We start from the raw sequence: 23,505 nt of genomic DNA on the forward strand, positions 1-23,505 counted from the left end.
CACACATGACCAAGACTGTTATCACCAGCGACAAGGCCCCGGCCGCCATCGGCACTTACTCCCAGGCGATTAAGGCGGGCAACACCGTCTACATGTCCGGCCAGATTCCACTGGACCCAAAGACCATGGAACTGGTTGAAGGTTTTGAAGCACAGACCGTACAGGTCTTCGAGAACCTCAAGTCGGTTGCCGAAGCTGCCGGCGGTTCGTTCAAGGACATCGTCAAGCTGAACATCTTCCTCACCGACCTGAGCCACTTCGCCAAGGTCAACGAGATCATGGGCAAGTACTTCGAACAGCCGTACCCAGCCCGCGCCGCCATCGGCGTTGCCGCCCTGCCAAAGGGCGCACAGGTTGAGATGGACGCGATTCTGGTCATCGAGTAAAACACCCGGCGCAGCTTTCACAGGCTGCGCCGACTTCGTTTCAGAAGGATTTCGTAATGCGCAAAGCGCTTGTAGCCTTATCAACGCTCGCCCTGTTGCTCGGCGGCTGCGCCAGCAACCCCGCCGACCTGGATGTGAGCGGCACCTGGATCAACCAGGCCGCCATCAACGCGGCAGCCAAGGGCGGCCCTTTGCGTGAAGCGTTGCAAACCTTTGGCCCGAACCTCGAGTGGGAGGTCAACACCAAGGCTTTGCAGGCGCGCTACTACAACGGTTTTGAAGTCGCCGAAGGCAAGCTGCTCAGTGAGAAGCCCGGCGCCTGGAGCGTCGATTTCTACGGCAGCTCCGCCACTGAACTCAAGCGTAAAGGCAAGCAACTGCTGCAAGTGGCCAACGACAATGAGCCTGAGCAACTGTTTGCCCGCGCCAAAGACCCAGCCCCCGAAGGCGCGCCACTGGGTGCGAACTTCGAACGCGCACTGTATGCAGCCTACTTGGGCGGCGACTGGAAGATCACCGACGGCACCGGCGACGGCGCCACGGTACAGTTCCAGGCTGACGGCAAGGTCGCCGGCTTGCCAAGTGTCGATCGGTACTCGCTGTGCCTGGCGGGTGACTGCGCCTCCATGAGCGGCGGCTATGACAGCATCTGGCTGCAACTGAACGGTCAGGGCAACCCGTGGATCTTCGCCCGCAAAGGCAAGCAACTGGAGATTTTCCAGGCGGTGAACACCGCGCAAACGGATGAAGTGCCTTCGTTTACGCCGGGGCCACGGCAGTGGTTGCTGGAAAAGAAATAACCGCATGACGCAGATCTGAATGTGGGAGCTGGCTTGCCTGCGATAGTGGTGTATCGGTCACACCGTGTTGGATGTGACACCGTCATCGCAGGCAAGCCAGCTCCCACATTTTTTAACTGCGTTTCAGCCTTTCAATATCGCCGCATACCCTTCGCGATAGGTCGGATACGTCGGTACCCAGCCCAACGCTTTGGCTCGGGCATTGCTGCATTGTTTACTGCCCGCCCGACGCACGCTGGCGTCGTCAGCCCACTCAGTCACGCCCAGGTAGTCGCGCAACCAGCCCACCACCTCCGCCAATGGCGCAGGCGCATCGTCCACGCCGATGTAGACCTTATCCAGCGAACCGCCCTGCTCCACATGCCGCAGCAAAAAGGCCAGCAAGCCCGCTGCGTCATCCGCGTGAATCCGGTTGCCGTATAAAGGTGGATCAACCGCCACGCGATAGCCTTGGCGCACTTGGGTCAACAGCCATTCGCGGCCGGGGCCGTAGATTCCGGTCAACCGCACGATGCTCGCCGGAATGCCGCTGTTGAGGGCCACTTGCTCAGCTTCCAGCATCACCTGGCCGGAATAGCCTTTCGCCTGGGTGTCGGACGTTTCATCGACCCACTCACCATGCTGCTGGCCATACACACTGCTGCTGGACACAAACAGCAAATGTTTGGGTTCCTGACCGTAATCGTTCAACCACTCCAACACATGCTGCAACCCTTGCACGTAAGCCGCGCGATAGCCGGCCTCATCGTGGTCGGTGGCGGCGGCGCAATACACCAGGTAATCCACCCCGCCAATCGGCCAGGTGTCAGGGCAATCCTTTTTGAACAAGTCGCCAGCGATGCCGATCACGCCGTCGGGCAGGCGCGAAATGTCCCGCCGCAACCCGTGAACCTCCCATTCCGAGGCCAGTAATTGGCTAGCCAGCCGACTACCCACATCGCCGCAACCGGCAATTACAACAGAAGGCGCAGACATCATAAAACTCCGTTCTCAAAGGTCTAGATTAGCCTTCGCAGATGACCTGCGGCCAGGAAAAGGACAAATAAAGTAACTGTATTACTTTTGTTAACAAGAATTACTTGCAATAATAACCTCCCATTTGTCCTCGACCCAACAGGGTCTGGCAGGACGATCACTCATTTTTTCTCTTAGGTCCGGCCAGCATGACACGTCATACAAAACCCGCTTCGCCAACCAAGCTTCACAGCCCATCCCGCGCCTGGCGTGCGATTGCTGCGCTGCTGTTCAGCGTAATGCTGGCACCGACCGCCGCATTCGCTGACGCTACCGCCCCAGCCGCTCCGGCTGCTGCTGAGCAGAACGCTGCAACCCCGGCGGCTCCTGCTGCCACACCGGTTGCTACCGACCCGGCTCAGGCTGCTGATCCTGCACCCGCTGACGAATCCGGCGTAGTGCTGGAAGAAGACAACAGCCTGGGCATGGCACACGACCTGTCGCCATGGGGCATGTATCAGAATGCCGACGTGGTGGTGAAAGCCGTGATGATCGGCCTGGCTATCGCCTCGATCATTACCTGGACCATCTGGATCGGCAAAGGCTTCGAGCTGCTGGGCGCCAAACGTCGCCTGCGCACTGAAATCGTCCACCTGAAAAAAGCCACCACCCTCAAGGAAGCCAGCGACACCGCGACCAAGAAGGGCACTCTGGCCAACCTGCTGGTACACGACGCGCTTGAAGAAATGCGCCTGTCGGCCAACACCCGCGAAAAAGAAGGCATCAAGGAACGCGTCAGCTTCCGCCTGGAGCGCCTGGTTGCAGCCTGCGGTCGTAACATGAGCAGCGGCACCGGTGTGCTGGCCACCATCGGTTCCACCGCGCCGTTCGTCGGCCTGTTCGGCACCGTGTGGGGCATCATGAACAGCTTTATCGGCATCGCCAAAACCCAGACCACCAACCTCGCCGTCGTTGCCCCAGGCATCGCCGAAGCCCTGCTGGCAACCGCCCTGGGCCTGGTTGCCGCGATTCCTGCGGTGGTGATCTACAACGTCTTCGCCCGTTCGATTGCCGGCTATAAAGCCCAGGTATCGGACGCGTCGGCAGAAGTCCTGCTGCTGGTCAGCCGCGACCTCGATCACCTGCCTACCGAGCGCAGCTCGCAACCGCACATGGTGAAAGTGGGGTAATCGGCCATGGGCCTGCATTTGAATCAAAGCGACGACGACCTCGTCGAGAACCACGAAATCAACGTCACGCCGTTTATCGACGTGATGCTGGTGCTGCTGATCATCTTCATGGTGGCGGCGCCCCTGGCGACCGTGGACATCAAAGTCGACCTGCCCGCGTCCAGCGCCAAGCCTGCGCCGCGGCCGGAGAAACCGATCTTCCTCAGCGTCAAGGCGGACCAACGCCTGTTCCTGGGCGAAGAAGAAGTCAAAGCTGAAACCCTGGGCCCGGTGCTCGACGCCAAGACCCAAGGCAAGAAAGACACGACGATCTTCTTCCAGGCCGACAAGGGCGTGGACTACGGCGACCTGATGAGCGTGATGGATGCCCTGCGGGCAGCCGGCTACCTCAAGGTCGGCCTGGTCGGACTTGAGACGGCAGCCAAGAAATGATCACGACGCGCCACAAACTGACGCGTTATGGCACCAGCCTCGCCGTCGTGCTGGGCGTGCATGCCGTCGCGATCATCATCGCGCTTCAATGGTCCGCGCCGCATCAGGTGACGTTGCCTCCAGCGGCCATGGTCATCGACCTGGCGCCGATGCCGGCACCGCCGCCGCCAGCGCCGCCAAAGGTGGTCACACCGCCACAGCCGCCCGCGCCGGTGGAAGAGCTGCCTTTGCCGAAAATGGCCGAGGCGCCTAAACCAACGATCCAGGTGCCCAAGCCGGTCAAGCCCAAACCCAAACCGCAGCCGCCCAAGCCTGTGGAGAAGAAGCCCGAGCCGCCCAAGGAAAAACCTTCCGAGGACCCACCGAGCGAAACCCCACCGACCAACGCGCCGGCGGAAAAATCCGCCCAACCCGTGCCCGGCCCATCGCCAGCGCAGGTCGCGGCCAAAGCTTCCTGGGAAGGCACCCTGCTGGCGCACTTGGCGAAGTACAAGAAGTACCCGCCAGGCGCCCAACAGCGGGGCAAGGAAGGCCTGAACCGCCTGCGCTTTGTGGTCGATGCAGAAGGCAACGTGCTGTCCTACGAGCTGGTGGGCCGCTCCGGCAACGCCGACCTGGACCGCGCAACCCTGGACATGATCCGTCGTGCCCAGCCATTGCCCAAGCCACCGGCCGACATGTTGAAAGGCGGCAGCGTCGAAATCGTCGCGCCGTTTGTTTACAACATCGAGAAGCGCCGCCGCTAAAAATGAGAATGGTGAGGGGCAACCCTCACCACCTTCTGCAAAATCTCCCACACTCCCCGCTCAATCCCCACCAAAGTTCTGATAACGTGCGTCTATCGATTGCAGCCGGTATGCTTGGCTCGCAACCTCATGGACGCCCGCTATGACTCTTACAGAATTACGCTACATCGTGACCCTCGCCCAAGAGCAGCACTTCGGCCACGCGGCCGAGCGTTGCCATGTCAGCCAGCCGACGCTGTCGGTGGGTGTGAAAAAGCTTGAAGACGAACTCGGTGTGCTGATTTTCGAGCGCAGCAAGAGCGCCGTGCGCCTCACGCCAGTAGGCGAAGGCATCGTTGCCCAGGCCCAGAAGGTCCTGGAACAAGCCCAAAGCATTCGCGAGCTGGCCCAGGCCGGCAAGAACCAGCTGACCGCACCGTTGAAAGTCGGCGCCATCTACACCGTCGGCCCGTACTTGTTCCCGCACCTGATCCCGCAACTGCACCGCGTCGCGCCGCAGATGCCGCTGTATATCGAAGAAAACTTCACCCACGTACTGCGCGACAAACTGCGCAACGGTGAGTTGGACGCAATCATCATCGCCCTGCCCTTCAACGAGGCAGACGTGCTGACCCTGCCGCTCTACGACGAGCCATTCTACGTGTTGATGCCGGCTTCCCACCCGTGGACGCAAAAAGACACCATCGACGCCGGCCTGCTCAATGACAAGAGCCTGCTGCTGCTCGGCGAAGGTCACTGCTTCCGTGACCAGGTATTGGAAGCCTGCCCGACCCTGACCAAGGGCAACGACGGCGCCAAACACACCACGGTTGAATCCAGCTCCCTGGAAACCATTCGCCACATGGTCGCGTCCGGCCTGGGTATTTCAATCCTGCCGCTGTCGGCAGTGGACAGCCACCACTACGCCCCCGGCGTGATCGAAGTGCGCCCACTCACGCCCCCGGTGCCGTTCCGTACCGTGGCGATTGCCTGGCGCGCCAGCTTTCCACGCCCGAAAACCATTGAGATCCTCGGTGACTCGATCCGCCTGTGCTCGGTGGCCAAGCCGCCCGCTGCGAGCTAAGTAAACGTATGACCGAGTTGTCGCAGGTGTCGGTGACCGCACTCAAGGGTGTCGGTGAAGCCATGGCCGAGAAGCTGGCCAAGGTCGGCCTGGAGAACCTCCAGGACGTGCTGTTCCACCTGCCCCTGCGCTATCAGGACCGCACGCGCGTAGTGCCCATCGGCCATCTGCGCCCTGGGCAGGACGCGGTGGTCGAAGGCACCGTCAGTGGCGCCGATGTGGTGATGGGCAAACGCCGCAGTTTGGTGGTGCGCCTGCAAGACGGCACCGGTGGCCTGAGCCTGCGCTTTTACCATTTCAGCAATGCGCAAAAGGAAGGCCTCAAGCGTGGCACCCGCGTGCGTTGCTACGGTGAAGCGCGACCTGGCGCGTCGGGCCTGGAAATCTACCACCCGGAGTACCGCGCCATCACCGGCGACGAGCCGCCACCGGTGGACACCACGCTCACGCCCATTTACCCACTGACCGAAGGCCTGACCCAGCAGCGCCTGCGCCAGCTGTGCATGCAGACCCTGACGATGCTCGGCCCGAAAAGCCTGCCCGACTGGCTGCCAGTGGAACTGGCCCGCGACTACCAACTGGCGCCCCTGGACGATGCAATCCGCTACCTGCATAACCCACCCGCCGACGCCGATGTCGACGAACTGGCCTTGGGTCATCACTGGGCTCAGCATCGCCTGGCCTTCGAAGAACTGCTGACTCATCAACTGTCTCAGCAGCGCCTGCGCGAAAGCATGCGTTCCCTGCGTGCGCCGGCGATGCCCAAGGCCACGCGCCTGCCAGCGCAATACCTGGCCAACCTGGGCTTTGCGCCGACCGGTGCCCAGCAGCGGGTCGGCAATGAAATCGCCTACGACCTCAGCCAGAAAGAACCGATGCTGCGCCTGATCCAGGGTGACGTGGGCGCCGGCAAAACCGTGGTCGCCGCCCTCGCCGCCTTGCAGGCGCTGGAAGCCGGTTACCAAGTGGCGCTGATGGCGCCTACCGAAATTCTCGCCGAGCAGCACTTCATCACCTTCAAGCGCTGGCTTGAACCGCTGGGCCTGGAAGTGGCGTGGCTGGCCGGCAAGCTCAAGGGCAAGGTCCGTGCAGCAGCGCTGGAACAGATCGCCAATGGCGCACCGATGGTGGTGGGCACCCACGCGCTGTTCCAAGACGAAGTGCAGTTCAAGAACCTCGCGCTGGTGATCATCGACGAACAGCACCGCTTCGGCGTGCAACAGCGCCTGGCCTTGCGCCAGAAAGGTGTGGGTGGGCGCATGAACCCTCACCAGTTGATCATGACCGCCACGCCGATCCCTCGCACCCTGGCCATGAGCGCCTACGCCGACCTCGACACCTCGATCCTCGATGAGCTGCCGCCCGGCCGTACGCCGGTCAACACCGTGCTGGTCACCGACACCCGCCGCGTGGAAGTGATCGAGCGCGTGCGCGGTGCCTGCGCCGAAGGCCGTCAGGCGTACTGGGTGTGCACGCTGATTGAAGAGTCCGAAGAGCTAACCTGCCAAGCCGCCGAAACCACGTTTGAAGACCTCACCAGTGCCTTGGGCGAACTCAAGGTCGGGCTGATCCACGGCCGCATGAAGCCGGCGGAAAAAGCCGCAGTGATGGCCGAATTCAAAGCCGGTAACCTGCAACTGCTGGTCGCCACCACAGTGATCGAAGTGGGTGTGGACGTGCCCAACGCGAGCCTGATGATCATCGAAAACCCCGAGCGTCTGGGCCTCGCGCAACTGCACCAATTGCGCGGCCGCGTCGGCCGGGGCAGCGCCGCCAGCCATTGCGTACTGCTCTACCATCCGCCGCTGTCGCAGATCGGTCGTCAGCGACTGGGCATCATGCGCGAAACCAACGACGGTTTTATCATCGCCGAAAAAGACCTCGAACTGCGCGGCCCTGGCGAAATGCTCGGCACCCGCCAGACCGGCCTGCTGCAATTCAAGGTCGCCGACCTGATGCGTGACGCCGACCTGCTGCCCGCCGTGCGTGATGCGGCGCAGGCGCTGCTTGAGCGCTGGCCGGATCACGTCAGCCCGTTGCTCGATCGTTGGCTACGGCATGGGCAGCAATACGGCCAAGTGTGACGCCTGCCTCACTTATCCGACCAACACATGTAACAAGCTGGTTATACTTCGGTGACTGTACGAAATTGGATCAGGCCATGTCAGAAGTAGCCCTCGCCACAGCCCCACTGACCACCCCGCCGGTCATTCGGGCTCTGCTCGCAAAGCTCGCCATCCCCTACACGGAAGTGACGGAACACGCCGGCCTGAATCCCGCTCGAAAGATCCAGGCAGTGCTGTTGGAAGATGCCGTTGGCGCACTCATGGTGCTGTTCCCGCAGAGCCAGTTGCTCGACCTCAACCGTCTCGCCGAACTCACCGGTCGCCGCCTCACGGCCGTGTCGCCGGACCGCGTCGAGCGCATGCTGGCCAAGCATGACCTGAACCTGCTGCCGGGCCTGCCGGCGCTGACCAGCTCGCCTTGCCTGTACGAAGGCAGCCTGCTCAGCGAGCCGAGCCTGCTGGTGCATTCGGGCGAAGCCGGGTTGCTGCTGGAAATCGCCAGCGGCGACTTCAAGACCATGCTCACCAAGGCCAGCGCCGCGCAGTTCGGCGAGCCGTTGAGCAACATCCGCCCCAACCTCGACCGCCCCAATGATGACCGCGAGGAAATCACCCAAGCGATGCAGGCATTCACTGCCCGCCGCATCCAGCAGCGCCTGGAAGCCACCATCGAGATTCCCCCGCTGGCCGACACAGCGCAGAAGATCATCAAGCTGCGCGTCGATCCCAACGCCACCATCGATGACATCACCGGAGTGGTGGAAACCGACCCGGCCCTGGCCGCCCAAGTGGTGAGCTGGGCTGCGTCGCCGTACTACGCCTCACCGGGCAAGATTCGCTCAGTGGAAGACGCCATCGTGCGCGTGCTGGGCTTTGATCTGGTGATCAACCTGGCGCTGGGCCTGGCCTTGGGTAAAACCCTGAGCCTGCCCAAAGACCACCCGCACCAAGCCACGCCGTATTGGCACCAGTCGATCTACACCGCCGCGGTGATCGAAGGCCTGACCCGCGCCATGCCGCGCGCCCAGCGCCCGGAAGCCGGCCTGACGTACCTGGCCGGCTTGCTGCACAACTTCGGTTACCTGCTGCTGGCCCACGTATTCCCGCCGCACTTCTCGCTGATCTGCCGTCACCTGGAGGTCAACCCGCACCTGTGCCACAGCTATGTCGAGCAACACTTGCTGGGCATCAGCCGCGAGCAGATCGGCGCCTGGCTGATGCGCTACTGGGACATGCCGGACGAACTGTCCACCGCCCTACGCTTCCAGCACGACCCGACCTATGACGGGCAATATGCTGAATATCCGAACCTGGTGTGCTTGTCGGTGCGCTTGCTACGCAGCCGTGGCATTGGCTCGGGGCCGGATGAGCCGATTCCCGATGCGCTGCTGGAGCGTCTGGGGTTGAGCCGTGAGAAGGCTGAGGAAGTGGTCGCCAAGGTGTTGGATGCCGAGGTGCTGTTGCGCGAATTGGCATCGCAGTTCAACTAAGGGTAAATCGGTCGCCTGTTACACCGCTATCGCAGGCCAGCCAGCGCCCACCTTTGACCGAGTTCCAACGGTGGAATGCAGTCAACGGTGGGAGCTGGCTTGCCCGCGATGAATTCAACTCGGTACAACTGAAGAAACCCTTCAGGCCTTCTTCTTTTTCTTCGGTTTCAAATATTTGGTCAGCCCCTGGAACCAGATCACCAGCGCCGGGTTGCCCTTGATCTGGATCGACTTGTCTTGAATCCCCGTCATGAACGCCAATTGCTTGTTCTTCGCCTGCATCGTGGCGAAGCCGTAGGCGGCATCTTTGAAGGCGATAGCAAACGCAGGCTCCGGGTGAACACCTGAGCGGCTGGTGATGCGCTGGTCTTTGACGATGAAGTGACGGGCAACTTTGCCGTCGAGGGTTTGCAACTGGAACGCCAGGTCTTTGTCACCCAGCTGTTGCTGGAAAGCAGGGTTGGTGCGGCTGGCTTTGCCCATCATCAGGCCAAGCACCCACAGCAGAAGACGAAATTTCATGCACGCGGCCTCGGTATCATTATTAAGTGGCCGCAGCAGTGTAACAATTTGCCTATAGAACGCCACCGATCTCGCGCTTTAGCGGGAGATCGGCTGGCGTTTAACGCTTATAGCAGCATCTTGCTTAAACGTTAGGGCAAGGCACCGGCGCCCAGTCGGCCAGGTTTGGATCGCGGCAGGTGCCTTCGATCTGCGCTTTACCCGCGCTGGCGACCTGCTTGCTTTCAGCTTGCTTGGCCTGGACCGTCCGAATGCTCTTCTCGGTAGTCACCGCTTCTTTCGGCACGGTTGGCAGCGATGCCTTCTTCGCTGGTTTTACGGGTTTTTTGCCTTTGGCCGGCACCACCGGCGGCGTCGTGTCGGCGGTCGCTACCGTCACCACGTCGTTGCGCTGCACACCCACTTGTTGCAGGTCTTTCTCGTAAGCCTGGGTGTAGTTGTTCAGGTCTTCGCTGGCTTTGCCGTTGACCGCAACGATCAGGTCATTGGATTCCTTCAAGCCCGCTACGATTTCCGCCAGGCGCTTGCGGCCTTCAGTGTCGTTGACGGCTTTGGCTTTGCGGTCGGCAACCAGCTTGGTGAACGCGCTCTGGTAGCACTGCTGGGACGCCTTGGCGTACGCGGTGCTGCGGTCGATGTCGGAAGCGCTCTTGTTGAAGTCCGCGGAGTACGACGCAATGCGCTGGTTGTCATCGCTGATCTGCTTCTGACGCTCGGTGTAGTAACCCGCCGCACCGCCAGCCAAGGCGCCGCCCGCGGCACCGATGGCAGCGTTACGGCCGCGCTTTTCGGAGTCGCCAGTCAGCGCGCCCAGCAGTGCACCGCCGGCCGCGCCGAGGGCCGCGCCGGTGACGACCGATTTGGTCATGTCCGAATCCGTCGCGCGCAGGTGCTGCACCGGCTCGTAGCAGTTCGGGTAGTACTCGACCTTGGTGCTCGACGCGACCTTGGAGGACGGCGACGTGGCGCAGCCAGTTAACACGGTGCTGAAACCGGCCGCGATCAGCAGCAGGTGACGCTTGGAAACCGCCTTACGGGAAAAAAGCATAGGTGTGTTCTCTTTTAAGTTTGACTTGCCCAGCACGGCCCACCGCCGTCTGAGTCCCTTCCAAGCTCGCCATACAACCAGCGATCAAGACCGCTGACCGCTCGCTGCGAGCAATTCCTTCAAGATCGTTGCCGGGTCGGCCCGCTGTTGTTTGCGGTAGTTGCCGACATGGCGAACGAACAGTGTCGCGCGCGTCACCAGGCTCTTACCGAGCACTGGCTTGCGATCCAACTCTTCCTTGATTCGTTGAAACTGCGCCTGGATCACCGCATCGGTGTAGCGCGTGCCGGTGGCCAAGTTGTCGATGTAGATCGCCACCGCGCCGTCGAGGGCGCTGCGGCCATTGGTGATGGCCATATCAAACAGCTGCGCGCTGGCCGCGTCCTTGTTGTCCAGCGCCTGCTGGCGACTCTTCTGCAAGTTGGCCAGGCGAATGTTGTAGTTGCTGATGGTCTCGGCCACCAACGCCGCCGACTGAATCAAGTTGCCCGCCGCCTCTTCGCGTTGCTGGGCGATCAGCGAGACGTTGCGCTTGAGCTCTTCGTTGACCAGCCCAAGCTCGGCTTGCAGCTTGGGGTCGACACTGGCAGCAATGATGCTGTCCAGGCGTTTGGTCGGGTCCTGAGCGTCGTCGATGGCATCCGTCAGCGCGGCCAGGCGCCCTTCTTTCTGCCACTGGGCGAACAGCTCCTTGTAGCGCGAGCGCGGCGCCGACAGTGCGCCAATCGCCACGCGAAACCCGGTGGTCTCGTTGCTTTGCTCGGTTCCGTCGGCGGCAAACAATGGGTACTCGCGGCGCATGCCAGTAAACAGCGTGCCCTCGCCTTCGAGGTAGTTGCCGCCCTTGACCACAAAGCCGCCGTACGTGCCCTGGCGGCGCCCGGCGTGCACCAGTTGGAAGGATTCCTGGACCATTTCCGCCGCGTTGCCGATCACATCGAACAGGCCAATCGGGTTGGGCAGTTTGGTGCCGATGGGCATCAAGCGTGCAGCCTGGCCGGTGCCGCCGGCGACTTGGTTGAACACCGCGTAATCACCCAGCGGGCCGTCGCTTTCGCTGCCTTCGACACGGCGTGGAAACAGCCGGCCTTCCAAGTCCTGACGGCTAACCGCCTGGCCACCGCGTGCGGCAAACTCCCATTCCACTTCGGTGGGCAAGCGCACAAAACCCAGGCCACCGTCTTCAGCCGAAGAACCACGACCACTGACCGGCAGCAGCTCACGGTGATATTTCATCAGCCAGGCGCTGTACACCGCCGAGAAACGCTCAGCCTCAAAGCGCGACAGTTTCACTTTGGGCAACCGCGCGGCCATGCCGGTAGGCGCATCGCAGGCAGGTGCCGGCTCACCGCTGGCCAACGACTGCGCCTGAGACATCACCTGGGCGTATTGGCGTGCGGTCACTTCGTACTTACCGATGAAGTAGAGCATCGGTTTGAGCGGGGTTTTGGCGTCGGTCTTAGGCATCAACGGCGCGATGACTTTGTTCCAGTCTTTGGGCAAGTCCTTGAGGGTGAATTGGCCGTTGATAAAGTCGCGGCGGTAGCCGGAAATAAACGACTGCTGATAACCCGCCTCACCTTCGGCAAAGGGATAACCGAGGCTGATCTCGCGGTCATCCAAGGTGCCCTGGGCCAGCACGTAGGCGTAGCGGAACACCATATTGCCTTCACACGGCAGCGGCAGGCTCACGTCGTCGGGCAACGGTTTGGGGTTGTCGAGTTTGTCACTCGCCTCATCAGCCCACGCCAGCGAGGCCAAGCTCAGCGCCACACAGGCGCCCAATAACTTATACATCTCTGATTCCTTCAGAAGCCTGGATACGCGCCACCCGCCAACCACCACAGGCCGCCGCCACGGCGCTGACGCCGAGGATTGCAACCAGGGCCAGGCCGTAGTGACGCGCCAGCAGATGACTGGCGTATTCGCCCGGCACCTGCACAAATAATTTATTCAAACCTGCCTCGGCCACGCCATACAGCCCGGCACTGAGCACGGCGGCTAAGCCTGCGCTGTACAGCGCCTGCAGTACCACAAACAGCAATAGCCCGGCGGTGGAAAACCCCAACAGGCGCAACACCGACAATTCCCGATGCTTGCGCGCCACGGCCGCCAGTGCGCCGGCGAAGATCGCCGCAAACGCACCGGCCAAGGCCAGCCCGGCAATGATCCAGAATACGATCGACAGGTTGCGGCTCAACGACTGCACCTGGGCGATGGTATGCGCCTGGGTCGACACCAACAGGTTCTGCCCGGCAAAAAACACCCGCAGCGGCTCAACATCGGTGAGGTTGCGGGCGTACAAGCGAAACGCCGGATAAACCCGCTGCTCGCTCACACCGGCTGCATCACCCTCCCAGCCCAAAGCCTGCACTGCCCGGCCATCGCGGTAATCTTCCGCCGCTTCCAACAGGGCCAAATCGGCAAACAAACCGTCACGCGCAAACGCGTCCAATGGCAATACCGCCAGCACCTGCAGCCGCGTGCGCTGGGCTTCGACGCGCCCGGCCACTTGCCGCGCAAAGCTGGTTTCCAACCAATCCCCCGGCCGCGCCGCGAGTTTTTCCGCGGCGGTGTGGCTCAGCACGATCTGCTCCAGCCCCGTGGGCAGCGGCAAACCACCGAGCAACGGATCGCCCGGCGCCGTCGGCAGCATTTCCAGGGTCAGCGTGCCCACCTGCGCCGTTGCCGCAATCTGCCGTGTACGCGGCACGGCAAAGGCCACATCGCTACGCTGGGCAAGCTGCTGGATAAACGCTGCGTTGAATCGACCACCACCCAACGGAATAATTTCACGGGTGGCGGGGTCGGTCTCCAAGCGTTCGGTCAAACTGCTAACCAGTCCAAATTTCAGCCCGAATAACACCAACAACGGCGCAATAACCGCCACCAGCGCCAACACCGAACAGGCCGACAGCCAGGCGTCGTTGCGGTAATCCTGCCAGGCCAGAGACGCCACCAAGCCGATGCGCATCAGCACGCCTCCCCAAGGGTCGCCGTGATGCCGCCGTCAGTATCACGACGACAACTGATGCGCCGCACCTGCAAGCCACTGGCACGGGCCAGCGGTTCGTCATGGGTGGCGATCACGCAGGCCGCGTGGTGTTCGCGGGCCTGAGCCAGCAGCGCCTGCATCACGCGCTCAGCGTTAAGCGGGTCAAGCGACGCGGTCGGTTCATCCGCCAGCACCAGTTGCGGCGCATGCGCCAGGGCACGGGCGCAGCTCACGCGCTGGCGTTGGCCCACCGACAGCGCGGCCGGTTTCTTCGCCAACTGGTCGCTAATCTCCAACTGCTCGGCCAGACGCGCGACGCTGCCGTCGTCCTTGAGGCCCAGCAGTTGCCGGGACAAGGCAATATTGCTGCGCACATCGAGAAACCCCAGCAACCCACCGGTTTGCAGCACGTAGCCCAGGTGCTTGCTGCGCAGCTGGGCCAAGGCAGATTGCTGGTCAGCACGCCACAGAGCGCCGATATCGGTCTGATCAAATTCAAACTGGCCAACCTGATCCGGCGCCAACACCAGCGCCAGCACATCGAGCAAGGTGCTTTTGCCACAGCCACTCGGCCCGACAATCGCCAACTGCTCGCCCGCGCGCAGCGCCAGCGCCGGAATCACCAGGCTGTAGCGCTGGCTGCCGACGCCGCGGCTTTTGTGCACTGCGCGCAGGTTCAGCATTACGGCAGCGTCGACAATGGCACGCGGTACAACGCATCGCCCGGCTCGGCATCGCCGAAACGGACCCAGTTGGCCACGTCATTGTGGAAGGTTTCGTAGAGACGGATTTTCGAATCCAGCTCGTCGATAAAGTCTTCCTGCTCGGCCACGCTCAACGACAACCACAAATCCTGTGTCATGTTCAGCGACTTGCTGCGGTACGGCAGGCCTTCCAGGTATTCGCCGAGGATGCCGCCGTCGGCCAAGTTGCCGCCCTTGCGCAGGGCCTGTGGGTCGCGGCTCATGTAGGCCGAGGCGCTGGCGATTTCCTGGAAGAAACCCTTGGGCGAGGTCTGAGTTTTGCGCGCTGCATCCACGATCAGTTTCAGCGACTGCTGCAGATCGTTGAGCTGCAATTTGGTCAGCATCACGCACACCTGGAACGCCGGCAGCGCCGGGTTGGTCAGGTCGCGGTCGGCGGTCCAGGCGCTGACCAGTTGCGGCGCCTGGCTCGCGGTTTTGCGGCCGAGGAAGTCCATGTGCATGGCGTAGCCGACGGCGGCGGACTTGTCGGCCAAGGTCGGCGCGGCGCTCAGCAGCGGCACCGGTTGCGGGGTGTTGCTGCGCACTTGGTGCACGAGGTTGGCGAACACGCTGCCGATCTCATCGACACGCTCACCCAGCTTGCGCACATCGCCACCCGGCACCGGTGTGTAGAGGTCGCCGATCTGCGGGTTGGCGTCAGCGGTGAGCACGCGGTATTGGCTTTCGGCACCGGCATGGGTTTTCTTGCCAGCGTCGGTGCGTAGGTGCAGGGCGTAGATCTTGATCTGCTTGCCCAGCGCCGCCTGGCGCACTTCGGCCTCGTTCATCTGGGTGGTGGCGAACGGGTCGTTCTTGCGCAGCGCACCGGCGTCGGTGACCAGCAGAATAATGCGCCCGCCATAGCCGGACCAATCCATGCCATCCACGGCCTGCATCACCCCGGCAAACGCGTCTTCGTTGAACGAGTGGCTGGACACAGTGGACGCTTTGACCTGCCGCGCCATGTCGAGGAAGCGTTGCGGGTCGCGGCCTTGATCCAGTGTGATCAAGGTTTTGGCCACGTATTCCAGGCCCGGGGTTTTCTTGATGCTGTTGCGAAAACCCACCAGGCCGAAGCTGACGCTGTCCAACTCACCACGTTCGGCGATGCGGGTTTGCAGCTCGTGCACCACGTCGCGCACTTGGTCGATGTAAGGCTGCATCGACACGGTGGTGTCCACCACCAGTACCACGGCAGTGCGGAAGGCGTCGGCGTGGGTGTTGATCGCTCGGGCGGCCGGTTTGGCGGCAGCGCTGCCAGGGTCGATAGACGCCACATTGAGCAACTGCACCGGCTGGCCGTTTTCGTCGAAGCTCTCTTTGGAGTCGAAGATCGGCAGCAGGTAAAACTGGTCTTGTGGGACCGCACTGGCGGTCGGCTCCAGCGCCAGGACCTGCTGATTGTCTTCGCTGTTCTTCTGCGCCTTGGCCAGTACGCCCTTGGCGGCAGCAGGATCAGCCAGCAGCTTTTCCACCTCGCTGGATTGGCGCAGGAACATCACCGGCGCCCGGCCCGAGCGCTCGGTGAACTTGAGCACCAGGCTTTGCTTCCAGTCGCTGACCTGGGCGGCCGGCAACCAGCCATCGCTGCGCCCATCGGTGGCAGCGCCCACACGCAGCCACGGGCTGCCATCGACGTCTTTGCGTTGGTACACGTAGAGCACCGAAAACGCAGGCAGCCCTTCGTCAGTTGCACCACCGGCGTCATGGGACAGCTTGGCGCCCGGCTTGCTGAGCACACGCTGGAACAGGGTCTTTTTACCCGCCATCAGCAAGGGTCGCTGGCCGCCGTCCATATCAGCCACGGCTGTTTTTACTTCAGGAGGCGGTGGCGTTTTCGGTACCACCGCAGTGGGCGGCGCCGCTGGCGTATCGCCGCTGCTCAACCACCAGTAGCTCGCGCCACCGATGGCCAGCGCGACAGCCACCGCGACGCCAGCCAGGGCCAGCACCGGCCCACGGCGCTGCTCGGACACGGCGTGGTGTTGCGTCGGCGTCACCACCGGCTGCGGCTGGGGTTTGTCGGTCGGAATGTCGATCGACACGGGCGTCATACCGGCCAAGTCGAAGCTCAGCGGAATCGGCAACGGGCGCACCAGCGTGGCTTCCGGCGAGTCCGCCGGCAGTTGGTCCAGCGCGCGCAGCAACGCCGCCGCATCCGGGAAACGCTCCGCCGGGTCCTTGGCCAACAGTTTGCGCAGCACGTCTTGATAACGGCCGTGGTGCACCGGCAATTCCGGCAGCGGTTCGGTCAGGTGCGCCAGCGCCGTGGAAAGCGCATCGGTGCCGGTGTAAGGCAGCTTGCCGACGAGGATTTCATAGAGCACCACGCCGAGCGCGTAGAGGTCGGCGCGACCATCAATCTCCTGGCCCCGCGCCTGTTCCGGGCTCATGTAGCTCGGCGTGCCCACGGCAAACCCGGCTTGAGTAAACTGGGTGCGGTCGTCCAGGGACTTGGCGATGCCGAAGTCCGACAACACGGCGGTGCCGTCAGCGCGAAACAGAATGTTCGCCGGTTTGACGTCACGGTGCACCAAGCCTTGGGCATGCGCATAACCCAGCGCCGAGGCGATCTGGCGGATCAGCGTCACGCCCTGCTCCGGCGTCAGGCCGGCGGCGATGCGCTCTTTCAGCGTGCCGTTGGGCAGGTATTCCATGGCCATGTAATACAGCTCACCGACGTTGCCGATGTCGTGGATGGTCACCGTGTGCGGGTGCGACAAGCGCGCCAGGGTCTTGCCCTCGCGCAGGAAACGCTCACAAAAACTCGGGTCGGCCGCCAACGCTGCCGCCATCACCTTCAACGCCACCTTGCGCTCCAGCGAACGCTGGGTCGCCAGGTACACGCTGGCCATGGCGCCTTCGCCGATCCCGCCTTCGATGTCATAACCCGGAATCACGATGCTCATGGCGAAACCTTCACGACAATGGCGGTGATGTTGTCCGGCGCGCCCCGGTTAAGCCCCAGGTGCACCAGGCTGCGCACGATTTCATCCGGGGCGTCATGGCTGAGTACGTCTCGGATTTCGTGATCTTCGACGGTCTTGTTCAGGCCGTCGCTGCACAGCATGTAGCTGTCGCCGGGGGCGATCAGCAGGTCGACCACGGCCAGTTCCAGCTGCGCCTCCACACCAATCGCGCGGGTGACGATATTGGCGCGCGGGTGCACGCGGGCATCGGCTTCGCTGAGCAGGCCGCTGTCTTGCAGGTCTTGCACGTAGCTGTGGTCGCGGGAGATGCCTTCGAGCACGCCGTCACGCAGGCGGTACAGGCGACTGTCACCGGCCCACAAACACACGCCGCGCAAACCACGTGCGGCCAGCACCACCACGGTGCTGCCCATCATGGTCACACCGCGGTTGGCGGTTTCTTCGCGCACGGCGGCGTTGATGCGCAGCAGGTCATTACGCAGGGCCGCCGAGTATTCGTCGAGGGAACGCCCCGCCGGCACATTGCGCAGGCTGTCGACGATCAGGCTGCTGACGTAGTCCCCCGCCGCATGCCCGCCCATGCCATCGGCCACCACCCACAGACGGTTCTCCGGCAGGTCCAGGCACGCGTCTTCGTTGACCTGGCGGACCATGCCCACATGGCTTTTGCTCGCGGATTTGAACGTCGACCCCATCTACACCACACCTTCTTGTCCGAGCAAAAACTGCGCAAAATCGCTGGCGGCAGGCAAGCCCTGACACCGCAATAAACCTGGGGAAATCACCTGCGAGCCACGACCCCACCACAGGCTCGCGCCCTCGCAGGCCTGTTCGGCGAGCGCGGTCATGCGGCTGTGGGGCACGGTGGCGGCGACGCGTTGCAGGCCGGCAAAGCGGCTGTCTACCGCACGCGGTTCACTGGCCGGCATTCCCAGGCTGTCGAGGCTGTCGTTGAAGCTTTCGAAAGTCGCGCCGGCATCCAGCGTGCTGAGCAACAATTCTTCAGCCTGCTCAAACCACGTGTCCGGCCCGCCGACCAGCGACGCAGGGTTGGTGTCGTGATCAAGCAACGCCACCACCGCCAACGGAAAGTACCGCCCGACCCGGTCGATGCTCGGCATCACCACGCCCGCCGCCGCATCCGGCCCGCACACACCCGGCGCCAACACAAAGCGCCACAGCGGGCTGACCAGGTACACGTTGAGCCAGTCGCCGCCCAAGCTGTTCTGGCTGGCGAGCAAACCCGCCGCCAGCCAGCTGTCCCACGGGCCGATAAAACTCTGCGGCAAGGCGCGGCTGACGAAGTCACCGCGGCTGGCCAACTTGCCGTAGAAACCCAGCGTGGTCATAACCGCTCCGGCAGGCTGAAGCCGCTGAGCACGCGGCTCCTGAACGGGTTGAAGGCGCTGTTGGCGCGCAGCTCGTAGGCGATGCTCGCGCCGTCCACCCGCAAGCGCAGGTTGAAGCGGTCCGGCGAGTTGCCGGCGGTGAGGTCTGATTGCTCCAGCAAGCGGAACCAGGCCCACGGGCCGTCCAGGGTCACGCCCGAACGGCCGCTGGCCGATGGCGGCATGATCGAAATGCGCACCACACCGATGCTGCCGGGGTTCGGCCATTGCATCGCCACCGGGCGACTTGGGCCGTGGTCGTAGCTGATTTGCTGGCCGTCGAGGTCGAGCAGGAACTGAGTGATGGTCGGGTCCATCGACACCGGTTTGAGCTCGAAACGCACAATCGGCTGCGTGCCCCCCGATCTAAAGAACGCGTCACGAATAGTTGCTGCACGCTGGAAGGTTTGCAGCACACCCGGCGCAATCCCGAGCTTCTGCGCCGCACCCGGCTGCCAGCGCCAGGTCTGAGCGGAGGTGTCCACGTAAGGCTGCAGGTATTTGCGGAAGTAGTTGTCCATCACCCCGCCCACGCCGAAGAACTGGCCGAAGTCATCCAGCGTCGCGTCGCGAGCACTGCCCGGCGACATCGGGTAACGCCCGGCCAGCGACTGGCGGTACACGTTGACCACTTCGCTGACCCAGGCCGCGTTCAGTTGATTACGTACGCCGCCCATCATGCTGTTGGTGGTGGAGTTGACCACCGACTTGACCATGCCCTGCACCAGCGGCGGCTGGCGTTCGGCATTCAGGCTGACCCGCGTGGCCGCTGCCGCCGCCTGGTTCTTCGCCTCGCCAAGCAAGGCATCGCCACTGGCGCCGACCATGGCGCTGACCTGCACATACAGCGCGTTCATGTCTGCCAACAGGCCGTCGATAGCGGCCGGCTCGCCTTCATTCTTGCTGACGATGCTGTTGAGTTCGGCAAAGTGCGCGGTCACCGGATCATCCGCTGCCTGCGGCGCATTGGCCGTCGGTTGCTCCTGGCCAAGCAGGCTGCCGAGGCGCTCCTTGAGCTTGTCGACGCCGCCTTCCACCGGCACGCCTTTGGCGGCCAATTGGCGCTCTTCGGCTTGCAGGTCAGTTTCCTTGGCAACGGCCACCAGCAGCTTTTTCAGCGGCGAGGTCGGGCCGGAAATCACCCGCAGCACATCGGCGGCCTGGGCCACGCTGGTGATCGGCACGAAGTCGATGTCCGCGAGCAAGGCGTCCCATTGGCGCTGGTAGTCCTGGAAGTACAGGCGGCGCACGTCGGCGGCGAGGCTGACCACGTTCTGCTGGTCGGCCTGCTCACGCCCGAGCACCCATTGCTCTTCGGCGAGGGTGCCGGTCTGGTTCAGGCTGCTCAGCAGGAACGCCTGGCGATAGCCCTTGGCGGTGAAGAACCCACTCAGCGGCTCACCCAACGGCTTGCCACTTTTGCGGCTGAACACCAGCGCAGCATCGCGGCCAGCGGCTTCGTTGAGCCGGAAGTCCGGGATGCCTTCGGGCAGCTTCTGACGTTTAACTCGGTCATACACGCGCTGGGCCACCGGAAGTTGTTGCAGTTGCCGACGCAAGTCATCGATCAGCCGCGGGTCAAGCCGCGCGTTTGGCGGGTGACGCTCGAACAGCGCCTGCAAGTGCCCGCTCAACGCCTGGCGCTGATCGGCCGGCAGGTCGCGCGGCAGGTTGCGGTCCCAGTCCAGGGCGATCCAGGCCTTGATGAAGTCCGGGTCGTAATGCTCAGCGTCGGCGAGCATCAGGTAAGCCTTAAGGCCCTCGTACAGGAAGTCGGAACTGCCGCCACCGTGCAGTTGCTCTTCGATGCGCGTCACCAGGCGTGGCGCGAAGACGGCGATCAACAGCTTGCGGTAGACGCTGGCGGACTCGGCTTCGAGCATGTCGCCTTGATACAAGCCCAGCCCTTCGGACCAGCTTGGCGACTCACCGGCGAGGTTCTTCACCGCATTGAGCAACGGCAGCACAGCGAGAACCTCACGCTGCGCCGGGCTGAGGTTCTGCACCGTCTGGCCCAGTGGCGCGACCTTCTGGTCGACTTGGGCGATATAGGCTTGGTTGGCGCGATAACTCACCCACCACAGGCCACTGACCACCACCACCAAAGCGATGGTGGCTGCCAACACACCCCGTGCGATCCATTTGCGCCGACGCTCGACCTTCGGGTTCACCCCCACCAGCCCACGTTCGGCAAACGCTACGGCAGTGAACAGCTTTTCGATGAAGTAACTGCGCCCGGTGCCGCTCTGGCGCGCCAGGTGCTGGCGGTCCAGGTTCATGCTCTGGGCCATGGCGCCGATCAAGCGATCAATCGGGCTGCCTTCCTGGGTGCCACTGGTGAAGTACACGCCGCGCAGCAGCACGCGCTCTTCAAAGGCATTGGGTTTGAATACGCCTTCGAGGAAGCTCTGCAGGCAATCCTTCAACGCGCCGAATTGCTGCGGGAAGCCGTAGATCAGGTCGCGCCGCGCGGGGTCGCGCTCCTGTTGCAGGCGCTCCACCAAGCGTTCGTTGAGGCGCTGTTCCAACCCGGCAAATTCGCTTTGCAGCGCCGCCAACGGGCTGTCGCTGTTTTTGCCGTCATCCAGGGCAAAGGTCATGCCCCACACCTGGGCACGGTCTTCCTTGCTCAGGTTGTCGAAGAACTCCATGAAACCCGGCACCAGGTCGAGTTTGGTCAGCATCAAGTAGATCGGGAAACGCACGCCCAACTGGGTGTACAGCTCCTGGATACGCAAGCGGATCGCCGCAGCATGGGCGGCACGTTCGGCATCACTGCCCAGCAACAGGTCCGACAGGCTGATGGCGATAAAAGCACCATCGATGGGCCGGCGCGAGCGCTGCTTTTTCAGCAGGTCGAGGAAGCCCAGCCACGCGGCTTTATCCACCGTCGAGTTGCTGTCCTGGGTGGTGTAGCGCCCGGCGGTATCGAGCAACACGGCTTGATCGGTAAACCACCAGTCGCAGTTGCGCGTGCCGCCGACGCCGCGCACCGCACCGGCGCCCAACTGTGCGGCCAGCGGGAAATGCAGGCCGGAATTGACCAGCGCCGTGGTCTTGCCCGAACCCGGTGGGCCGATGATCACGTACCACGGCAACTCGTAGAGGTTGCGGCGTTCATCACCGCCGAGCTTGGCCTTTTTCAGCAGCGCCAGGGCTTCGTCCATGCGCTGGCGCAGGGTCGATAACTCTTCGGCAGTCGCGGCGTTGTTAGGGTCGACTGGGGTTTGCGCGGCCAGGCTGCGCATCACTTCGGCGGCCTGTCGGCGGGCCTGGATGATGCGGAATACGCGGAAAGCGATCCACACCGCGAACACCAAAATGATCAGCGCCCAGCGCCGCCCTTCCGGCACCAGCACGTCGAGCAACGGCCCCACAAACCAGATGATCAGGCTCAGGGCGATCAGGCCCAGTACGGGGATCACCCAGCGAATCATGAAACTGAAAAACGCCTTCACTCGACGCCCTCCGCCAATACGGTGATTTCAACCCGACGATTGCGGGCACGGCCTTCTGCGGTGGCGTTGGTGGCCACAGGCTCGGTGTCGCTTCTGCCTTCGGCGCTGAAGCGGTCCGCCTGGCCGGTCTTGGCCGCCAGGATCTCCAACACCGACTTGGCGCGAGCTTCGGACAACGCCCAGTTGGACGGGAAACGCAGCGTGGCAATCGGGCGGTTATCGCTGTGCCCAGTGACGCGCACCTGGCCCTTGACCTTGCGGATGGCGTCGGCGATGCGCAGCATCAGCGGCTGGTAGTCATCAACAATGCTGGAACTGGCGGACGCAAATAGCTCGTCGCCCCTGATCGTCACGACGGAACGGTCGACTTTATCTTCCACCGCCACGCGGCCAGCCTTGATGTCTTCCACCAGAAAACCAGCCAGGCGCGGCCGTTCGATGACTTTCGGCTGCGCCACCGGACGGTCGATGGCCTGCACCGGGATCTCGCCCAGGGCATGAATGTTCTTGAACACCGGCTCGGCATCCGACGCCAGTTTCATGCGCAAGCCGAACAGCAGCGCCAACAACAGCGCCAGGCCGATGGCCACAGCGATCCACGGCGGCATGAATTGCGCCAGGCGGTCACGCGCCACGGTCACGCCGCGCCAGTGCGGCGACAGTTCGCGCTCGTGTTCGCCACGGGCGCTGCGAATGGCGGCGGCGGTGCGCTCACGCAAAGCTTCCAGCTGGCTGCGACCGTCGTTCATCACGCGGTAACGGCCCTCGAAACCCAGGCACATGCACAGGTACAACAGCTCCAGCAGGTAGAGGCGCTCGCGCGGGCTTTGCAGGCAGTGATCGAGCAACTGGAAGACTTTTTCGCCGCCCCAGGCCTCGTTGTGCACGGTGATCAACAGGCTCTGCTTGCCCCAGTCGCTGGTGCTGCCCCACGGCGTACTGAGCACCGCTTCATCGAGCGCGGTGCACAGCGCGTAACGCGCCAGCAGTACTTCGTTGCGCGCCACACCGGCTGCTTCGGCGCGCTCTTCGAACTGGCGCAGGTAGGCCAGCAACTGCGCACGCAGGCTGGCCGGTGCCGGGTGGGCGATGGTGTTACGCAGGCGCGTCAACAGCGCCAGCAACGGGCCGGCGGCGCTTTCCAGCGGGTTGAGGCCCTGGCTTTTGCCGGTGAGGATCGGCGCAGCCGGCATCGACAGAGGCGCAGGTTCTGCACGCGCAGGTTCTGGCGCACGGCCACCCGGGCGCGGCATGAACTGGGTGCGGTCATCATCATTGGGATGCATCGCGG

19 protein-coding genes are annotated in these 23,505 nt (G+C 63.1%); 8 read left to right on the top strand and 11 right to left on the bottom strand.

Annotated elements, in window-relative coordinates:
- Positions 1 to 5 precede the first annotated feature (5 nt).
- Positions 6 to 386 carry a RidA family protein gene (locus tag ACI77I_RS02085; RefSeq protein WP_003176922.1) on the top strand — a complete coding sequence of 127 codons (381 nt, stop codon included), beginning with the start codon at positions 6 to 8 and terminating at the stop codon, positions 384 to 386.
- A gap of 56 nt (positions 387 to 442) precedes the next feature.
- Positions 443 to 1,186 carry a hypothetical protein gene (locus ACI77I_RS02090; protein WP_094948704.1) on the top strand — a complete coding sequence of 248 codons (744 nt, stop codon included), beginning with the start codon at positions 443 to 445 and terminating at the stop codon, positions 1,184 to 1,186.
- A 123-nt stretch (positions 1,187 to 1,309) separates the two neighbouring features.
- Here the strand turns inward: ACI77I_RS02090 and ACI77I_RS02095 are convergent, their stop codons facing one another.
- On the bottom strand, positions 1,310 to 2,161 hold the full coding sequence (locus ACI77I_RS02095; RefSeq protein ID WP_094948703.1) for an SDR family oxidoreductase: 852 nt from the start codon (positions 2,159 to 2,161) through the stop codon (positions 1,310 to 1,312).
- Between the two features lie 188 nt (positions 2,162 to 2,349).
- Here ACI77I_RS02095 and exbB point away from each other — a divergent pair, with 188 nt between their 5' ends.
- The 6 genes from exbB (at position 2,350) to ACI77I_RS02125 (ending at position 9,127) form a co-directional block, all read left to right on the top strand.
- Positions 2,350 to 3,330, top strand: coding sequence for a tonB-system energizer ExbB (gene exbB, locus ACI77I_RS02100; protein ID WP_094948702.1), 981 nt, complete (start codon positions 2,350 to 2,352; stop codon positions 3,328 to 3,330).
- A gap of 6 nt (positions 3,331 to 3,336) precedes the next feature.
- A complete protein-coding gene (exbD, locus tag ACI77I_RS02105) occupies positions 3,337 to 3,762 on the top strand; it encodes a TonB system transport protein ExbD (RefSeq protein ID WP_094948701.1) in 426 nt (141 codons plus the stop codon).
- Complete coding sequence (locus ACI77I_RS02110) at positions 3,759 to 4,508, top strand: energy transducer TonB (RefSeq protein WP_094948700.1); 750 nt, start codon at positions 3,759 to 3,761, stop codon at positions 4,506 to 4,508. Before exbD ends, ACI77I_RS02110 begins: the two co-directional genes overlap by 4 nt.
- A gap of 142 nt (positions 4,509 to 4,650) precedes the next feature.
- Positions 4,651 to 5,571, top strand: coding sequence for a LysR substrate-binding domain-containing protein (locus tag ACI77I_RS02115; RefSeq protein ID WP_406996865.1), 921 nt, complete (start codon positions 4,651 to 4,653; stop codon positions 5,569 to 5,571).
- 8 nt (positions 5,572 to 5,579) lie between these two features.
- A complete protein-coding gene (recG, locus tag ACI77I_RS02120; RefSeq protein ID WP_406996866.1) occupies positions 5,580 to 7,655 on the top strand; it encodes an ATP-dependent DNA helicase RecG in 2,076 nt (691 codons plus the stop codon).
- Positions 7,656 to 7,732: 77 nt separating this feature from the next.
- Positions 7,733 to 9,127 carry an aminoacyl-tRNA deacylase and HDOD domain-containing protein gene (locus ACI77I_RS02125; RefSeq protein ID WP_242153488.1) on the top strand — a complete coding sequence of 465 codons (1,395 nt, stop codon included), beginning with the start codon at positions 7,733 to 7,735 and terminating at the stop codon, positions 9,125 to 9,127.
- Between the two features lie 141 nt (positions 9,128 to 9,268).
- On the opposite strand, the gene ACI77I_RS02130 is transcribed toward ACI77I_RS02125, so the two are convergent.
- The 10 genes from ACI77I_RS02130 to ACI77I_RS02175 form a co-directional block, all read right to left on the bottom strand.
- Complete coding sequence (locus tag ACI77I_RS02130) at positions 9,269 to 9,649, bottom strand: helicase (protein WP_094948697.1); 381 nt, start codon at positions 9,647 to 9,649, stop codon at positions 9,269 to 9,271.
- Between the two features lie 124 nt (positions 9,650 to 9,773).
- Positions 9,774 to 10,697, bottom strand: a complete 924-nt coding sequence (gene tagQ / locus ACI77I_RS02135) for a type VI secretion system-associated lipoprotein TagQ (RefSeq protein ID WP_094948696.1) — start codon at positions 10,695 to 10,697, stop codon at positions 9,774 to 9,776.
- A gap of 84 nt (positions 10,698 to 10,781) precedes the next feature.
- Positions 10,782 to 12,494: an SUMF1/EgtB/PvdO family nonheme iron enzyme gene (locus ACI77I_RS02140; RefSeq protein ID WP_094948695.1), complete on the bottom strand. Its 1,713-nt coding sequence runs from the start codon at positions 12,492 to 12,494 to the stop codon at positions 10,782 to 10,784.
- Positions 12,487 to 13,671: an ABC transporter permease gene (locus tag ACI77I_RS02145; protein WP_406996867.1), complete on the bottom strand. Its 1,185-nt coding sequence runs from the start codon at positions 13,669 to 13,671 to the stop codon at positions 12,487 to 12,489. The genes ACI77I_RS02140 and ACI77I_RS02145 overlap by 8 nt, the downstream gene beginning before the upstream one ends.
- Positions 13,671 to 14,375: an ABC transporter ATP-binding protein gene (locus ACI77I_RS02150; protein ID WP_094948693.1), complete on the bottom strand. Its 705-nt coding sequence runs from the start codon at positions 14,373 to 14,375 to the stop codon at positions 13,671 to 13,673. Before ACI77I_RS02150 ends, ACI77I_RS02145 begins: the two co-directional genes overlap by 1 nt.
- Positions 14,375 to 17,347 (bottom strand): serine/threonine-protein kinase, encoded by a 2,973-nt coding sequence (locus tag ACI77I_RS02155; RefSeq protein ID WP_406996868.1) that lies wholly within the window; start codon positions 17,345 to 17,347, stop codon positions 14,375 to 14,377. Before ACI77I_RS02155 ends, ACI77I_RS02150 begins: the two co-directional genes overlap by 1 nt.
- Entirely contained in the window at positions 17,344 to 18,063 is a 720-nt protein-coding gene (locus ACI77I_RS02160) for a PP2C family protein-serine/threonine phosphatase (protein ID WP_406996869.1), read from the bottom strand. Before ACI77I_RS02160 ends, ACI77I_RS02155 begins: the two co-directional genes overlap by 4 nt.
- On the bottom strand, positions 18,064 to 18,717 hold the full coding sequence (tagF, locus tag ACI77I_RS02165) for a type VI secretion system-associated protein TagF (RefSeq protein ID WP_094948690.1): 654 nt from the start codon (positions 18,715 to 18,717) through the stop codon (positions 18,064 to 18,066).
- Positions 18,714 to 22,214 carry a type VI secretion system membrane subunit TssM gene (gene tssM / locus ACI77I_RS02170; protein WP_242153497.1) on the bottom strand — a complete coding sequence of 1,167 codons (3,501 nt, stop codon included), beginning with the start codon at positions 22,212 to 22,214 and terminating at the stop codon, positions 18,714 to 18,716. The genes tagF and tssM overlap by 4 nt, the downstream gene beginning before the upstream one ends.
- Positions 22,211 to 23,500 carry a DotU family type VI secretion system protein gene (locus ACI77I_RS02175; RefSeq protein WP_094948688.1) on the bottom strand — a complete coding sequence of 430 codons (1,290 nt, stop codon included), beginning with the start codon at positions 23,498 to 23,500 and terminating at the stop codon, positions 22,211 to 22,213. The genes tssM and ACI77I_RS02175 overlap by 4 nt, the downstream gene beginning before the upstream one ends.
- Positions 23,501 to 23,505 lie beyond the last annotated feature (5 nt).

Origin of the sequence: Pseudomonas sp. D47 (assembly GCF_045447305.1) — a bacterium.
GTDB lineage: Bacteria > Pseudomonadota > Gammaproteobacteria > Pseudomonadales > Pseudomonadaceae > Aquipseudomonas.

Coding starts and splice junctions, on each gene's coding strand:
- ACI77I_RS02085 (WP_003176922.1), top strand. CDS start 6: ATGACCAAGACTGTTATCACCAGCGACAAGGCCCCGGCCGCCATCGGC.
- ACI77I_RS02090 (WP_094948704.1), top strand. CDS start 443: ATGCGCAAAGCGCTTGTAGCCTTATCAACGCTCGCCCTGTTGCTCGGC.
- ACI77I_RS02095 (WP_094948703.1), bottom strand. CDS start 2,161: ATGTCTGCGCCTTCTGTTGTAATTGCCGGTTGCGGCGATGTGGGTAGT.
- exbB (WP_094948702.1), top strand. CDS start 2,350: ATGACACGTCATACAAAACCCGCTTCGCCAACCAAGCTTCACAGCCCA.
- exbD (WP_094948701.1), top strand. CDS start 3,337: ATGGGCCTGCATTTGAATCAAAGCGACGACGACCTCGTCGAGAACCAC.
- ACI77I_RS02110 (WP_094948700.1), top strand. CDS start 3,759: ATGATCACGACGCGCCACAAACTGACGCGTTATGGCACCAGCCTCGCC.
- ACI77I_RS02115 (WP_406996865.1), top strand. CDS start 4,651: ATGACTCTTACAGAATTACGCTACATCGTGACCCTCGCCCAAGAGCAG.
- recG (WP_406996866.1), top strand. CDS start 5,580: ATGACCGAGTTGTCGCAGGTGTCGGTGACCGCACTCAAGGGTGTCGGT.
- ACI77I_RS02125 (WP_242153488.1), top strand. CDS start 7,733: ATGTCAGAAGTAGCCCTCGCCACAGCCCCACTGACCACCCCGCCGGTC.
- ACI77I_RS02130 (WP_094948697.1), bottom strand. CDS start 9,649: ATGAAATTTCGTCTTCTGCTGTGGGTGCTTGGCCTGATGATGGGCAAA.
- tagQ (WP_094948696.1), bottom strand. CDS start 10,697: ATGCTTTTTTCCCGTAAGGCGGTTTCCAAGCGTCACCTGCTGCTGATC.
- ACI77I_RS02140 (WP_094948695.1), bottom strand. CDS start 12,494: ATGTATAAGTTATTGGGCGCCTGTGTGGCGCTGAGCTTGGCCTCGCTG.
- ACI77I_RS02145 (WP_406996867.1), bottom strand. CDS start 13,671: ATGCGCATCGGCTTGGTGGCGTCTCTGGCCTGGCAGGATTACCGCAAC.
- ACI77I_RS02150 (WP_094948693.1), bottom strand. CDS start 14,375: ATGCTGAACCTGCGCGCAGTGCACAAAAGCCGCGGCGTCGGCAGCCAG.
- ACI77I_RS02155 (WP_406996868.1), bottom strand. CDS start 17,347: ATGAGCATCGTGATTCCGGGTTATGACATCGAAGGCGGGATCGGCGAA.
- ACI77I_RS02160 (WP_406996869.1), bottom strand. CDS start 18,063: ATGGGGTCGACGTTCAAATCCGCGAGCAAAAGCCATGTGGGCATGGTC.
- tagF (WP_094948690.1), bottom strand. CDS start 18,717: ATGACCACGCTGGGTTTCTACGGCAAGTTGGCCAGCCGCGGTGACTTC.
- ACI77I_RS02175 (WP_094948688.1), bottom strand. CDS start 23,500: ATGCATCCCAATGATGATGACCGCACCCAGTTCATGCCGCGCCCGGGT.